13 protein-coding genes are annotated in these 14,761 nt (G+C 49.2%); 5 read left to right on the top strand and 8 right to left on the bottom strand.

Annotated elements, in window-relative coordinates:
* Nucleotides 1-135 precede the first annotated feature (135 nt).
* Entirely contained in the window at nucleotides 136-891 is a 756-nt protein-coding gene (locus tag ACFPXP_RS18195; protein ID WP_379895800.1) for an SDR family NAD(P)-dependent oxidoreductase, read from the top strand.
* A 65-nt stretch (nucleotides 892-956) separates the two neighbouring features.
* On the opposite strand, the gene ACFPXP_RS18190 is transcribed toward ACFPXP_RS18195, so the two are convergent.
* Genes ACFPXP_RS18190 through ACFPXP_RS18180 form a run of 3 tightly spaced genes read right to left on the bottom strand, consistent with a single transcriptional unit; the run spans nucleotide 957 to nucleotide 6,583 of the window.
* On the bottom strand, nucleotides 957-4,151 hold the full coding sequence (locus ACFPXP_RS18190) for an AAA family ATPase (RefSeq protein ID WP_379895799.1): 3,195 nt from the start codon (nucleotides 4,149-4,151) through the stop codon (nucleotides 957-959).
* 3 nt (nucleotides 4,152-4,154) lie between these two features.
* Nucleotides 4,155-5,432, bottom strand: coding sequence for a metallophosphoesterase family protein (locus ACFPXP_RS18185; protein WP_379895798.1), 1,278 nt, complete (start codon nucleotides 5,430-5,432; stop codon nucleotides 4,155-4,157).
* Nucleotides 5,433-5,449: 17 nt separating this feature from the next.
* Nucleotides 5,450-6,583 carry a glycosyltransferase family 4 protein gene (locus ACFPXP_RS18180; RefSeq protein ID WP_379895797.1) on the bottom strand — a complete coding sequence of 378 codons (1,134 nt, stop codon included), beginning with the start codon at nucleotides 6,581-6,583 and terminating at the stop codon, nucleotides 5,450-5,452.
* Nucleotides 6,584-6,797: 214 nt separating this feature from the next.
* On the opposite strand from ACFPXP_RS18180, the gene ACFPXP_RS18175 reads away from it, so the two are divergent.
* Nucleotides 6,798-7,988 (top strand): GGDEF domain-containing protein, encoded by a 1,191-nt coding sequence (locus ACFPXP_RS18175; protein ID WP_379895796.1) that lies wholly within the window; start codon nucleotides 6,798-6,800, stop codon nucleotides 7,986-7,988.
* Here the strand turns inward: ACFPXP_RS18175 and ACFPXP_RS18170 are convergent.
* The gene (locus ACFPXP_RS18170) at nucleotides 7,969-8,196 is read right to left on the bottom strand and encodes a helix-turn-helix transcriptional regulator (protein ID WP_379895795.1); all 228 of its coding nucleotides are present in this window, start codon (nucleotides 8,194-8,196) and stop codon (nucleotides 7,969-7,971) included. The genes ACFPXP_RS18175 and ACFPXP_RS18170 overlap by 20 nt on opposite strands.
* A 237-nt stretch (nucleotides 8,197-8,433) precedes the next feature.
* Between ACFPXP_RS18170 and ACFPXP_RS18165 the strand changes: the two genes are divergently transcribed.
* Nucleotides 8,434-8,820, top strand: a complete 387-nt coding sequence (locus ACFPXP_RS18165) for a helix-turn-helix domain-containing protein (protein ID WP_379895794.1) — start codon at nucleotides 8,434-8,436, stop codon at nucleotides 8,818-8,820.
* A 150-nt stretch (nucleotides 8,821-8,970) separates the two neighbouring features.
* Nucleotides 8,971-10,314, top strand: a complete 1,344-nt coding sequence (locus ACFPXP_RS18160; protein ID WP_379895793.1) for an RsmF rRNA methyltransferase first C-terminal domain-containing protein — start codon at nucleotides 8,971-8,973, stop codon at nucleotides 10,312-10,314.
* 94 nt (nucleotides 10,315-10,408) lie between these two features.
* Here ACFPXP_RS18160 and ACFPXP_RS18155 read toward each other — a convergent pair whose 3' ends face one another.
* The 3 genes from ACFPXP_RS18155 to ACFPXP_RS18145 form a co-directional block, all read right to left on the bottom strand.
* Entirely contained in the window at nucleotides 10,409-11,506 is a 1,098-nt protein-coding gene (locus ACFPXP_RS18155) for a hypothetical protein (protein WP_379895792.1), read from the bottom strand.
* A gap of 69 nt (nucleotides 11,507-11,575) precedes the next feature.
* On the bottom strand, nucleotides 11,576-12,376 hold the full coding sequence (locus tag ACFPXP_RS18150; RefSeq protein WP_379895791.1) for a Cof-type HAD-IIB family hydrolase: 801 nt from the start codon (nucleotides 12,374-12,376) through the stop codon (nucleotides 11,576-11,578).
* Complete coding sequence (locus tag ACFPXP_RS18145; RefSeq protein ID WP_379895790.1) at nucleotides 12,366-13,115, bottom strand: pseudouridine synthase; 750 nt, start codon at nucleotides 13,113-13,115, stop codon at nucleotides 12,366-12,368. The genes ACFPXP_RS18150 and ACFPXP_RS18145 overlap by 11 nt, the downstream gene beginning before the upstream one ends.
* Before the next feature lie 204 nt (nucleotides 13,116-13,319).
* Here ACFPXP_RS18145 and ACFPXP_RS18140 point away from each other — a divergent pair, with 204 nt between their 5' ends.
* Nucleotides 13,320-13,844, top strand: a complete 525-nt coding sequence (locus tag ACFPXP_RS18140) for a thioredoxin family protein (RefSeq protein WP_379895789.1) — start codon at nucleotides 13,320-13,322, stop codon at nucleotides 13,842-13,844.
* An 82-nt stretch (nucleotides 13,845-13,926) separates the two neighbouring features.
* Here the strand turns inward: ACFPXP_RS18140 and ACFPXP_RS18135 are convergent, their stop codons facing one another.
* Complete coding sequence (locus ACFPXP_RS18135; RefSeq protein WP_379895788.1) at nucleotides 13,927-14,742, bottom strand: GTP pyrophosphokinase; 816 nt, start codon at nucleotides 14,740-14,742, stop codon at nucleotides 13,927-13,929.
* Between the last annotated feature and the right edge of the window lie 19 nt (nucleotides 14,743-14,761).

Genomic DNA, 14,761 nt, shown 5'->3' with positions numbered 1-14,761 from the left:
CGAAAAGTCCAGTCCCAATATTCATTTTTCAAAGAACAACAAGCTGGAAATTTTAAAGGCTCGCTCCAGTCCCCTAAGGGACTGGAAATCATTTAGAAGTTGGCTACAAAACATATGATACGAGGGGTGAATGCAATGAAAGTGTTAGCGATCACCGGAGGGGCAGAGGGAATCGGCAGAGCGACTGCACTTCATTTTGCGAGAAATGGCTATGCCGTATCCATCATGGATCCGAATAAGCCGGCAGGCATGGAAATCATTCAGTTGATTCGAAAAGAAGGCGGAAAAGCGCAGTACGTTCCAGGCGATGCCGGATCCGAGAAAGATATAGACAAGTGGCTGAAGCTCACATTGGATGAATTTGATCGATTGGATGTCTTGATCAATAATGCGGGGATCGGCATGAATGGTCCTGTACTGGATTTGCCTCTCTCTTCCTTCGACCGTGTCATTCAAGTCGGGCTCCGTGGAACCTTCTACTGCTCACAGCAGGCCGCTAAGATCATGGAACGACTCGGCGGAGGCGCAATTGTCAACATCTCCTCGACCCGTGCACTCATGTCGGAGGAAAATACCGAAGCCTACTCCGCTTCTAAAGGAGGTATTCTGGCTCTGACCCATGCGATGGCTGTCAGCCTGGGGCCGTTCGGCATTCGAGTGAACGCGATCAGTCCAGGTTGGATCGAGACGTCGGAATGGAAATACAGTCCGAACGCATCTAGTCCAAACCACAGCGATGCGGATCGTCTCCAGCATCCCGTCGGACGCGTAGGCACACCGATGGACATTGCAGCAGCGTGCCTGTTCCTTGCCGAGGATACGAGCTCATTCATCACAGGACAAAATTTGGTCATCGACGGCGGAATGACGATCAAGATGATATATGTATAATATGAAGCAAATAAAAAGAAGCTGTTTTCGCATCACATACGTGCAAAAACAGCTTCTTCTGTTACTCAATCCAATCGGATCACATCTGCCTCCGGGCATGTCTGCCGTGCGGCCTCGGCCACATGACGATGACAGGTAAAGCAGATGACCTGCTGCTTCTGGGCATGCTCATTCAGCACCCGAAGCGCAAGCTTCATGCGTTCCTCGTCAAAATTGACCAATATGTCGTCGAGCACAATCGGGAGTCTAACCTTCTTCCCGTATTCCCGAACCATGGCAAGACGAATCGCCAAATACAGCTGTTCTACAGTCCCGCGGCTGAGCTGCACCGGATCCCAGCGTGCCCCGCTGCTGTGCTCAACCACAAATCTGCGTTCACCTAGCGGGGAATAAACCGAAGTGTACGCGCCTCCAGTCAGCATGCTGAAGCATTCGCTCGCATATTGCAGCACCTCCGGCCGACGCTCCTTCTCAAATACCGCCTTGGTCTCCTGTATCATTCGCAGGGCTGCAGCATGGACGATCCATCGCTCAGCGGCATGCTGGAACTGAGCCAGCAGTGATTCATGCTGCAGCTCAAGTACAGCCAATTCCGTTCCGTTCATCAGCTGTTCTAATTCCAGCCTTTGGCGTCCCTTCAGCTCCCGCAGCTCACTCAATCGCCGCTCTTCGAGCTGAATTTGATCAAGGAGGTTTTGCAGTCTGCGCGCAAGCTCCGATTCCGGAGCATGCTCCAGTTCTGATCGAAGCCGTTCCTCCCAATCCTCGCCTGCCCATGCGTGCAGCAGCGCCTCGATTTGGCCGATTTCCCGCTTGCAGGCCTGTACCTGCTCGTAGAGCTGCACTCGCCTTCGAAATCCGTCTTCGTCATCGGCACCCGCGGCCCGAAACAGCTGAAGCAGCTCGCCTTGCAGATAACTTTCCTTCTCCTCCAAGTCCATTCCCGCCTGCTCATCCTCTTCGAGTCTCAGCAGAAGCGCTTTTCTTTGCTGTTCCAACTCCAGCTGTCTCTCCAGCTCAATTCTGCCTTGATAGACTCCGGCCAAGACGTCATCATGCTCCAGCTCCAGCAAGGTCTTGGCCTTCTCTTCGTATTCCCGCAGAGACCGCCCCAGCTCTTCCAGCTTATCTCTCAGCTGCTGACGCAAGCGTCCGACGTTCTGTGCTTTCTCGATTTGCTCCAGCAGCAATAGCGCATAGTTCGGAGACAACGACTCGGGTAGACCTCGGTCATGCAGCCAATTCATACATTCACGGCCGATCTCCTCTTGTTGTGATTGAATGTTTAAGAGCTCATGCTCACTTTGCTTCAGCACCGTCTCCGTCTGGCGGCATTTGATCCATGATTCTTCCGCCTTCTGCTCGAACCTTCGTAATCTTTCTTGGTGCTCCTCCCACGTTTGCAAAATAGCTTCCAGCTGCAGCAGCTCCTGCTCCTGGCGCTTCACGTCCATCATATACCGGCTGCTAATCGTTCCTCCGGTTGTCTCAGAAGCAGCAGCGACTTGAGCCGAAGCCATTCCGAAATCGCTGCAAATACGGCTCATTTGCTGCCAGAGCCTCTTCATTTCGGAGAGATATTCCTGTTCCTGACGCATGAATTCGGATGCTTGAGGCATGCTGTTCTTTCGCTTGTTGGAGCCTTGGATAGAACCGCCGCCCAACCAAAGGGAAACCGCTAGAATGATCCACATGAAAGAGATTATGATGCCCGGCAGCCACTCTTGATTCCATATAAAATATAGAGGTGCAGCCAGTGCTGCAACTGACACCGCAACCCATCCATAGCTTGTCCGCCTGCGTCCAGAAGCAGAAGGAGCCGATGAAGCCCTCGAGCTTCTCGCTTGTACAGCTGCGTAACTCGCATCCGACATTCTTTGCCGGGCCAGTTCTGCCTTCATGCTCCATTCCTTAAACTCATCGTACAGGGATCGCCAAGCGGACATCGACGATTTCACATCGCGCAGCTCTGTACCGACTAGCGCGTCGGGCAGAGCAGACTCCAGCACGCGTGCCTCCCGCTTCCGTTCATGCTCCCATTCATCTCTCGTGCGTTTCTCCGTCTGCAGTGCTTCCTTCAGCTGCTGCAGCTGCCGTTCTTGATCCGACCGCTTGCGTTCAAGCAGAGCATCCTTCTCCGCCAGACTGCGCAGCAGCGACTCATCGTCCAAGGCGATTACAAGCTGCATCAGCCTTTCTTCAGTCAAGCTTTCTCCGATTTTGCGAAGCCCTTGCGCCAGCTCGCTTCCGGCTGCTTCGTACTCTTGCAGCAAACCTGACTGCTGCTGCTGTAAATTTTGATAAAGTGCCGCATCACCGAAGAGCTTCTCGAGCGAAGATCGGTTCATCAGGAAGCTGTCGCGAACCTCTATGCTTTCCAGCTTAGCTCTGTGCTGTTCAGCCCGCGACTGTCTTATCCTCCGCTCACTGCGCACATCCGTCATCTGATCCTGCAGCCATTCAAATCTCGCCATCGCTTGCTCCGGAAATGAGCCGAAGGCCGGCAGCTGCTTTAACTGCTCCTTCAGCTCTATCCACCGTATCCAGCTTGGCCTTGCCTTTAGGCAAAGCTCCAGCCATTCCTTTTCTCGCAGCGCCGCTTCCAGCTTTTTGGCCGTTTGCTCGATCTCCGCTTCGCTTTGCTCGATCTTTCCCTGAAGCCCCGCGAATTCCATAGAGCGTTCCTTCAGCGCTCGGATCTGTTTCGCGGATTGATCCAGCTCCGACGACCATTTGTTCAGCATTTGATTTTGCCCGCGGGGCCTGAAATAACGATCCATCTCTGTCTGCAGCTTCTTCTCTGCCTCGAATATGGCCGAAGGTCTGATCCCCGTACCGGCCGCGAACAAATACGCCTGCAGCTCGTCTGTCTGCAACGTCCGGATTTCCTGCAGCTCTGTCAGGCTGAATGCATACAAGTGACGGAAGGTTTGTTCGCTGGTGCCGTCAAGCATTCGTTTCAGTTCCGCCTCGCCTCCGGCAGCACCTTCATCCGTATGCAGAACAGGCGGCCTGTCTCCTTGGCGTTCCAGCAGCAGAGAACCTTTATCCGTTTCTGAAAGCCACAATCGGCCTCCAAACTGCTTTGACATTGGCTTTTCCTTTGGACCCGCTCCGTAAAGCATATATGTGATAAACCTATGAATCGTGCTCTTTCCAGCTTCATTCGGTCCATAGATGATCGTAAAGGGAGAGTTCAGCTCCGTACGGAAGCCGTCAAGCTGTTCGTAATGATCGATATGAAGCTTCGTAATCTTCAACGCTTACATTTCCTCCCTCTCCGTGAGAAGTCTTACCGCCAGAAGCTTCGCCTGCTCCAGCAATTTCCTTTGATCTTCTGCATGCTGCGCGGGAACGTACCTCGCCGTTTTGCGATTGGACATTACCGGCTGCAGCAGCTCCTCCATCCACACTTCCGTAAGGGAATCATCGAACCTTGCTTCAAGCTGGAGCAGCTGCTGAATAAATGGATTATCCTGCTCCAGCACCGACAGGTCGATATCCGGCAGCGTAGCATCTTCCCAGCTTTCCATCCATACCGATCCGCTTCGATCCGAATGGATCGACGTGTACGATTCCGATAGATCGGAAAGCCACTCTCCGATCTGCTCCGCATCCTGTAAGTAGGAGTGCAGCTTCCCACTGCCTATAAACCGAATTCGGTAGATGAACGAAGCGGACCCGCTCGCATCGATACGTTCGTCTAAAGCGGCCAACAGCCGATCATGAAGCTCTACCGGCTCTTCGACATCCGAAATATCCACATCGATACGAATAAATTGGATATCCGCTAGCGAGATAAATTCCAGCTTGCTCTCTCCAGCATCGTCTACCTCTATGTAGTAGCAGCCTCTTTCTCCCTGCTCCTTCATGTGTCGGCCCAGCAAATTGCCCGAATAGACCACATATGGCCGCTCGTGCAGTACCTGCGGCACGTGAATGTGCCCTAGAGCCCAGTAGTCGTAGCCTTTGCCGATAAGCTCCTCTTTGCTGCAGGGACTGTACGGCTCATGCCCCTCGCGGCCGTCTACGTTGGCATGCAGCACCGCGATATTGTACACGCCGGCCTCAGGCTTCGGAAACAGCTTCGCCAAGTTATCTGTAACCGTTCGCTCCGGATAGGAAATGCCGTACACGTGCACCGGCAGACGACCTGCTCGGGTAAGAGCGGTATGTCTAGTGACCTCTCGAGACGGAAAGAAGTGCACGTTGTCCGGCCATTCCACCCCTGACCACTCACCATCCTCGGGATCATGATTGCCCCGTACCGCATAGACAGCAATGCCATGCTCCTGAAGCCTGCGAAAACCTTGGCTGAGACGTACGTGAGCCCGTACGGACCTGCCGGCATGATCGGTTAAGTCGCCTGAGAGAAGCACGAAGTCAACCCTTCGCTCAACAGCTTCCTGCACGAGGCGGTCCCATGCACGGAAGGAAGCACGAATCAGCTCCTCCCTTAATCGGGGAGTGGACTGTCTAAGTCCCTTAAAAGGACTGTCCAAATGCAAATCCGCGGCATGCAGAAATGAAAATGAGCCCATCTACATCTCCCCCCTGTTCAACCGTGCTGTGCCGGGTACCCTTCGTATATCGTCTTCAGCTGCTCGATCACCCGATCCAGCGTATATTGCGTCGTCGCTTTCTCCCACGCTGCTTTCGCGAGCTGCGTTCGAAGCTCCGGATCCACCACAACTCTCTCCAGCGCATCCGCCAGCGCGTCAGCGTCATTCACAGGTACTAACAGGCCGGTCTTGCCATGCTCGATCTGCTCAGAAATCCCTCCGATATCGGTGCCGATGAGGGCGAGCCAGCACAGCGCCGCTTCGGCGAACACATTGCCGAACGCCTCAGCGCGAGATGGAAGAACGAAGATATCGAAGAACGGCATGAACTGTTCCGGATGAAGCGTATAGCCGTAGAAAATCGTGTCTTCATAAATGCCCATCTCCTGAGCCTGCTGCTCCAGCTCTGGGCGAATCGGACCGTCACCGATGAGATGAAGCACGAATTCATGCCCTCTTCTCTTCAGCTCGCCGCAAGCCTTCAGCAGCACATCCAATCCTTTCGCCGGCACTAATCGGCATAGCGACACGAGCTGTGGTACATGATTTTCATGATCGATCGGCTTGAACCGTCTTTGGTCAAAACCGTTATATATGACCTTAATTCGTTCCGGCTGCTCCATAAATCGACCTAGATATCGCTTGAACGCTTGGGAAACGGTGATGATGCCGTCCAATCTCAGCTCAAGCTCCCGATAGAGCGAGGTAAGAAATGTATGCGCCTTGCCGCCCCGTTCGATTTTTCCATTCAGCAGCAGCTCGTTCTCGTAGCTGGAATGGATCGTCAGCCACACTGGCGTATTCGGAAACATCGTCTTCATCATCAGCGCAGAGACAGGATGGTGTGCGTGAATGAGATCATACGATCCTTTAATCCTCAGCTTAGACCACCACAAAAAGTCCTTCATCGTTTGAATATATTTAGCTGTGATCGGATCTTCTTCAAAAGAACGCAGATCGAAGCTCTGAAACTCAATCGGTTCCGTTCCTTTACTGCGAATCCGTTTGGGCAAATAGAACAGCTCCATGTCCCATCCCATCTGCTTGAATTGTTCCTGGATATATGGCACCATGGATGATACGCCTCCGGGTTGCTCCGGTGGGAAAAACAATGCTTGTAGTATTTTCATCCGTTTCCTCCCGAAATGAACTATGACAAAGAATGAGAATCTTTGTTCTTATTTTTCTAATTTTATTGTACCTTGAGAACAGGTAAAAAAGAAAGCTATAATACTTGGAGTAAACATATGTTCGAATTTGTTCGGGTGACACCTTTTGCTTTCATCAATTATCTGACAGCGATTCATCCATTATCATGTACAAGTTAAGGCGGTGCTTTTGGCCATGACATTTTCGGAAACTCATCATCCTCTCCCATTCGATCTGCTTTTTGGCAGTACCGCTCCCGTCGTGTCCGCGAGCAGTATTTTAATGATCTTAATATTGATGTTCATCGTGACCTTTCGTTTGTACAAAGACAGGAAAAAGAAAGGCTACCGCTCCATCAGCCTCTCGCTCCTCATTATTATCATTCAATACATATTTATTTTGATGCTGCAGTGGTACAAGCCTGAAAATCCTTTATTCGAGACATATACGATTCAATTCTTGCAGGTCATTGCATTCATATTTATTAATATGGGAATGTACCAGCTGTACAACCATTCAAGATTCAAGCAAAAGTTTCTCAGTTCTACCCTTTTGGTTGCCGCATTCATCATTGCGGGGATTTATTATTATATGACAGGTTCTAGAACCATGACCGTTCAAGAAACCTTGCTGCAGCAGTCGTTTCTGGATGTTTACTTGTTCCTGCTCATCTTTCTCTGTTTTTATTTAGTAGCTCCTTATGTCGGGCAAAGGCGAAAATATTATTTGGGCCTGACTGTGTTTTTCATGTCGCATTTGTCCTATGTGGCGAATCAATATGTGTTTCAAAACAATCACGGGGTTTTAAAGGTGCTGCAGTATTTTCTGCCCATCTCTTACTACAGTATTGTGTTTCTGTTCGTGCTGGATCGTGTCATTGAACTGCTTCAGCAGGTGTACCGTTCAGCGATCACGGACGGATTAACCGGACTATACAACCGTAATTATTTTAATAAGCAGGTAGATAAAGCACTGGCGAAAAATATGAACACAGCTGTCATCTTTACGGATATCGATAATTTTAAAAAGCTGAACGACACGCTGGGCCATCAGGCTGGGGATGACGCGTTATGCCGCGTCGCGGATATCTTGAAACAGGAGGCCGAAGGCATCGGACTGGCAGGACGCTACGGGGGAGAAGAATTGGTCATGCTCATCGTTCATCCGAAGGCGAAAGTATCCGCCATTGCCGAACAGGTTCGAAAACGGGTTGAAACGGAGGCGGGTGTAACCGTCAGTGTAGGCTACAGCAAAGGAAAGCAAGGAATCGATGCGGAAGAGCTTACGAAGCAAGCCGACGAGGCGATGTACATTTCGAAAACGACAGGGAAAAATAAAGTGACGGGCTATTCCACTCGGAAGAAAGCTAATTCTGCGGAGTCGTAGAGTTCAGTGAAAACAGCTGCTGCCACTGCAGATCCAACGTTTCGCAAATTCGTTTCGCCGTCGCCGGTCCGACCGACTTTTCGCCTCTTTCAATTAAACTAATGTATGCGGGACTGACTCCAATTCGCGATGCCAATTCCTTTTGGGTCAGTCCTTTGTATACCCTAGCCTGAATCAAGGCTTCCGTTCTCACCATAATTCTGGACATAAAAACCCCTCATTTTTACATCTTTTTCTATATTATAGGACTCCTTATTCGCATATGCAATAATATAAATTCACTTTTGTGTATTCCAGAAAATATCAATCAGTTATTGATGCTGTTCAACGGAACATGGTAATATATAGGGGGTTGTTTACTTTTGTTTACTTTTGTTTACTTAAATTAACCCCGTCTTGGATGTTGCGACCTGAATAACTTACTGCTGATAAGCTGGTGAGAACTATGGAATTCTATCAAAAACTACGGGATTTAAGAAAACTTCGAGGCTACACAATTCGGGAAGTATCCGACCGCTCAGGGGTATCGCCTGCGTATATCTCTCAATTGGAAAACGGCAACAGAGGTGTCCCTTCCCCAGAAATATTAATGAAGCTGTCAGAAGGCTTGAATATTTCTTACTCCGATCTCATGGGAATTGCCGGGTATCTCGAGAAAGAACTGTCGATTCCGAAAGAGGATCAGGCTCCTCCTGTGAATTTGCGGCGCTTTATTCGTGAGAATCATATCATGTTTGACGGGATCGTCCTGACGGAGGAAGATAAAGAGTGGATCGAAAGAGTGCTGTCAGCGCTTTTTTGGATACGCAAACAGGATCCTCATGAAGGATAGAGAAGCCTCGCGAAAAGCAGGCTTCTTTTTTTGGGGCGAATACCGCCCTTTCGAGGACTAGTCATGTTTCCTCTGCCTTGATTCACGGTATACTAATCTACAGCACCCTTGATTCTATGACCGCATCAATAGAAAGGAACGTTTATTTCCATGCAGCTTCCTCAAGCCTATATACAACAAATGAAGCAGCAGCTGCCGCCGGAGCATTTTCAGGCGTTTATCGAGAGCTACCAAAAACCGCGTCAACAAGCGCTTCGGATCAATCCCTTGAAAGTGTCCGAACCTGAGCAGCTTCGATTGCTGAAGCAGACCTTTCATCTTGAGCCGGTATCCTGGTGCGATACAGGTTACTATTATGAAGATGCCAAGCCCGGCAAGCATCCTTGGCACGCTGCCGGTGTCTACTATATTCAAGAGCCATCGGCCATGTCTTCTGCAGAGCTGCTGGACCCGCAGCCCGGCGAAACGGTACTTGATTTGGCGGCAGCCCCCGGCGGTAAGACGACGCAAATCGCCGCAAAAATGAAAGGAAGTGGCCTGCTTGTCGCCAACGAAATTCACCCGGGTCGAGCGCGTATCCTCTCAGAGAACGTGGAAAGGTTCGGCATCGTCAATGCGATCGTGACAAGCAGCACGCCCCAAGCACTGGCGGAAGCTTTCCCGCAGCATTTTGATCGCATTATGCTGGACGCGCCTTGTTCAGGGGAAGGCATGTTCCGCAAAGATCCGGAAGCCGTAGGAGAATGGTCGGAAGACCACGTACGGATGTGCGCGCAAAGGCAGCTCGACATCCTGCCCTCAGCAGCTCTCATGCTTAAGCCGGGCGGAACTCTCGTTTATTCGACTTGCACGTTCAATCGATCTGAAAACGAAGAGGTGATCGCTGCATTTTTAGAGCAGCACGATGATTTCGAATGTACGCGCACCGAACGAATTTGGCCTCATTTGCAGCGGGGCGAAGGTCATTTCGTAGCCGTGTTGAAGCGGCACTCTTATGATCATGAAGATAAAACGCGTCATATGAAGAGCAAAAAGAAAGGTCGCCATCTGAAAGCGCCCAAGGAGGCGGCACTACTGACAAAGCAATTTTGCCAAGAAGTACTACCTCGTTGGGCTGTGCCAGAAGGGGAACTGTTTCTGCTTGGAGAACAAGTGTACAACATTCCTCTTCATGAAGGTCTGCCTTTCGATCTGTCTAAATTGGATCGGATCAAGACACTTCGATTCGGCCTTCATATGGGAACGATCAAGAAACAGCGCTTTGACCCATCCCATGCGCTGGCACTCGCCGTTCCAAGGTACAGCGACTCCACCTCCTATGTGAAGCTGGATTCAGACTCATCCGAATGCGCCGCCTATCTAAGAGGCGAAACACTGCCCAATAGCGGGAAAGGATGGACTCTCGTCTCAGCAGATGCATATCCCATCGGCTGGGGCAAGAGCAGCGGCGGCATATTAAAAAATCACTATCCAAAAGGTCTCCGCTGGATGTAACCTTTGGCGCACCTTTGGCGCAGACAGCCCAAAAAGGCACCTCCGATATGAAATCGGGGGTGCCTTCGGTTTTATGTGAAGCGATCTGCCTTTATTAATGAACTTGCTCATTCGTGAAATGCAGCTCATCAATCGGCTCATTACGATAAAACATCGTTACATTAAAAGACTTATAGTCTTTTTCCTTATCCAGCTCTCTCATCAGCAGCGTCGCCAGAAGTTCGCGTTCGTGCTCGTCTCCTACATCACTTAATTCGATATATCCGGTAATGTGTGATCCGCTAATATCAACGGTCGCCGTTCCGATCGGAAGCCCGCCGTCTCGCTGATTGTAGAGATTGAACGTTAAAGTATCCTGATCGTCTCTTGACAGCACGACGGAGTAATCGTCAGCAAGTTCATTGATCTGAGCATGCTCCAATAATTCTTTATGCGTCAGCTCGACCGTTTCAATCATGGTGCCGTTATACTTCATATCCATCGTAAAGGTATCCATGTCGTGTTCATCATACTCAGACACTAACAAATCGGTGATATGTTCGATTTCCTCGTCGTTCGGGTCGAAACGCCAATCGACCTCTCCGTATACTTCTCGATCGTACTCCGTCAGCACAGCCTCAGCAATCCACTGCTGATTAAAGTCATATATGTGATACACCGTAGTCCGGTGATAAGAATTGACTGATACGAGCTCATAATATACTGCATCTTCTTCCTCGTCTTCCTGTACCGAATAAGAGTCGGAATCGGCCTCCATCTCATATGCCTCGTCCATCATCATCTCTTCGTCTTCGTCCATGTCGTACACATTATATATTTCGACATCGTCATCATCCATGAAGGACAGCTCGTCCTCATCTAATTCGTCATCATATACAAGGTTCGAGTCGGCTGTACGATCCTCGTAATCCGTCGTCATGAGATGGTCGAACTCGCTGTATGTGACAATTACATCGTATTCTTCCAGCTGAAGCACTTCTGCCAATGTCTCAATATAATGATGAGCGTGATCGATCACATGTTCCTTGAAGGAATCTATTTTGCCTCCCTGTTCGATTTGAATGGAGCCAGATAATCGATGACCTTCCCGGTACACTAAACTCATGGAACCCGCATATTGTCCATCCAACAGTATATCAGCCACTTCTCCTCCGGAAGTTCTAAGTTCAGGCTGAATCATAATATTCGCCATGGCTCACATTCCTCCTCATAGGTGTTCATGACCATAGCTTTTCCTGAATTTCGGCACATATCCTTCACTTTACTGGAAAAGTGCCTTTAGCGCGGCGAATACACCGTCATCGTTATTGCTGAGGGTCACCCGATCCGCGGCCAGCTTCACTTCCTCCGGCGCATTATCAACCGCATAGCTGAGGCCGGCGAACTGAAGCATCTCTACATCGTTGTAATAATTGCCGAACGCGACGACTTCCTCCGGCTTCACATCCGCCGATTTGCAGTATTGCGCGAGCGCTTTTCCTTTCGTCGCCTCTTTGTGCATCATATCGATGAATGAGACCCCGCTGCGGATCATGCGCAGCCTAGCTAATTCTGGATACAAGCGCCTAAGATCCGCCTCCATTCGATCCATCTCTTCCGGTGGGCCGAAAGCCGTAAACTTCACCCATTCCTCATTGATCATGTCATCTAAATGCTCAGCCATTTGCGGCATGGCAAAATATTTCCCGTACATCTCCTCGGCATTTTCAGGCATCTGCTCCACATACATTTCAAAAGCCGTATTGATGTCAAAGTGGATTCCTTTTTGTCTGCAGTAATCGATAATTGGACGAATGTCCTCATACCGAAAAGAAAACTGATGAATCGTCGTTGGACCTTCCGAGCTTAAAGTGAGCGCCCCATTATGAGTAATCAGCACACTACCAAAGCCTAATTGCTCTAAAATCGGCAAAGCGCTCATCGGCCCTCTGCCCGTGCACAGCACAATGGTCCTTCCTTCTCGGTGCAGCTTTTGAAGCATCAACCTCGTCGGTTCGGTTAATCTATGGTCATCTGTAATTAACGTTCCATCTACATCCAGTGCAATCAATTTATAGGTCACTTGTCTGCCGCCTTTCTTTTAGCGCTGTAATTTCCTCATCGGTTAATTCGCGGTAATGGCCGATCGGCAGTGCGTCATCCAGCCGAAGCGGTCCCATGGAGATTCGCTTTAAAAATGTCACTTCGCTGCCTACGGCGCGAAGCATCCGTTTGACTTGGTGGAACTTTCCTTCCGTGATCGTTAAATGAAGCTTAGTCGTTCCTTCCGCGGCGCTGAGAATGTGAGCTTTAGCGGGAAGCGTTACGTAACCGTCATCTAATGTGATTCCTTCCTCCAGCTGCCTGATCTCCTGCTCTGTCAGCTCCCCCGCTGCCTCTACTTCATAGGTTTTCTCGACATGCTTTTTCGGAGATAACAGCTCATGCGCCAGCTTGCCGTCATTCGTCAGCAGCAGCAAGCCTTCCGTATCCTTGTCCAGACGGCCGACAGGGAATGGCTGAAAGGCTTGCACCCACGGCTCCAGCAAGTCTAAGACCGTACGATCACGAGCATCCTCCGTCGCCGATATAACGCCCTGCGGTTTATTCAGCATCATGTATATAAATTCACGGTAATGAACGAACTTACCGCATACGGTGATCTGATCTTGTGCAGGGTTAACCTTCATCCCCGTATCTGTCACGACTTGACCGTTCACTTCAATTTGTTTCTGCTTTGCGAGCTTTTTAATTTCTGATCTGCTCCCGCAGCCCATATGTACTAACACTTTATCGAGCCTTTGCGGATTACCCTCGCTCAAGAAGACCGCTCCTTTCATTCACTCAAGAAAACAATCTCATCATCGTCCATCTCCGATGGACTCAAAGACAAAGCCCGTTCCTTGTGCAATTTTTACGATTGTTTGACTTTCTTTACCTCGCTGATGCAAATAGTTTATAATACTTTGCAGGAGAAAACCACGTTTGAACCTGTTTGCAAATAGAAATATAGTGAGGTGCAGTACATGAAGAAGCTTTCCATTTATTTAGGTATTATCATTGTGTTATTCGGCGGTCTGTACGCTGTCAACGTTTTCTCAGAAAAGGCGGCCAATTCGAAGTATGAAGAAAAAGCCATGGAGCTTTACAAAACGACACCGGACAAGCTGAAGACTGAAACAAAAGAGCAGCTGGATGATGAAAATTACCAAAATATCATTATCCCATCCGACTTTAATCAAAAGCTTGAAAACGGCGATGATATGCTGGTCTATTTCTTCTCTCCAACATGCTACTACTGCCAGCAAACGACGCCTACAATCATGGATCTTGCCGAAGAAGCTGACGTTTCTATTCTCCAATATAACGTTTGGGAAGATCCGAGCGCATTTGATAAATACATCACTTCCACACCGACATTGATTCATTTTGCGGATGGTAAAGAAGTCGCTCGCTATGAAAATGGTTTGCTGGGTGACAACTCAGAAGCTGATCAAAAAACCATCGAAGACTATAAGGCTTTTTTACAGCAAGTGAAAGAAGCCGGGTAATAGAGAAGCTGCTGTCGGCCAAGACAGCAGCTTCTTTTTTGTATGAAGGGAGCCAAGATTCTGTCTCGGCATTTATTTCTATTCAGGTATTCGCATCCTTAGATTTACCAGATTTGGCATCCTCCAGCGCATGCTGAATTTCACTAGCCAGTATCTTCAATCCCCACATATCTTCTCTTTCCCACAGCTCATTGAACTTAAATTGAAAGGCAACCGCTTCTCTCACCCGACGGAAAAAATACAGCTCCTGAATGTCACTAAGCAGCTTGGAAACGATGAGCGATTTGTCTTCAAACAGCTGCTGTGATTCCATGATTTCATCGCGAATGCTGGACATCTCTTCATCCAGCAAGAAGGCTGCTTCCGCCGCTTTACTAAGCCGCATTCTCAATTCATCCGGCAAGCTCTGCTTATATTTATAGTTGAGCGAATGCTCAATCGTCGCCCAGAAGTTCATCGCGAGTGTACGAATTTGTATCTCTGCCAGTACTTCTTTACTGCCCAGCGCAGTCTGGACAGGATATTTAACAATGATATGATAGCTGCGATATCCGCTTTCCTTTTTATTTTTAATATAGTCCTTTATATAAACGACGGACATATCTTCCCGCTCCTGGATGAAATCGGCGATCGTCTTAATGTCCTCTACGAATTGGCACATAATACGGATGCCGGCGATGTCCTCGATACCGGATTCCAATTGATCCATCGGGACATCCAAGCGCTGAGCTTTATCCAAAATGCTGGAAATTCTTTTCACCCGGCCGGTAACAAATTCGATCGGTGAATATTCGTTTCGTTTTTTTAGCTCTGAGCGCAGGTTTTTAAATTTCACCTTCAGTTCTTCCACTGCTTGCTCATACGGAAGCAAAAACTTACTCCAATCCCTTCCGTCCATAGATCTACCTCCTGTCTTG

This window comes from Marinicrinis lubricantis, assembly GCF_042658665.1.
Lineage (GTDB): Bacteria > Bacillota > Bacilli > Paenibacillales > KCTC-33676 > Marinicrinis > Marinicrinis lubricantis.
This window is presented reverse-complemented; position numbering and strand designations above follow the sequence as displayed.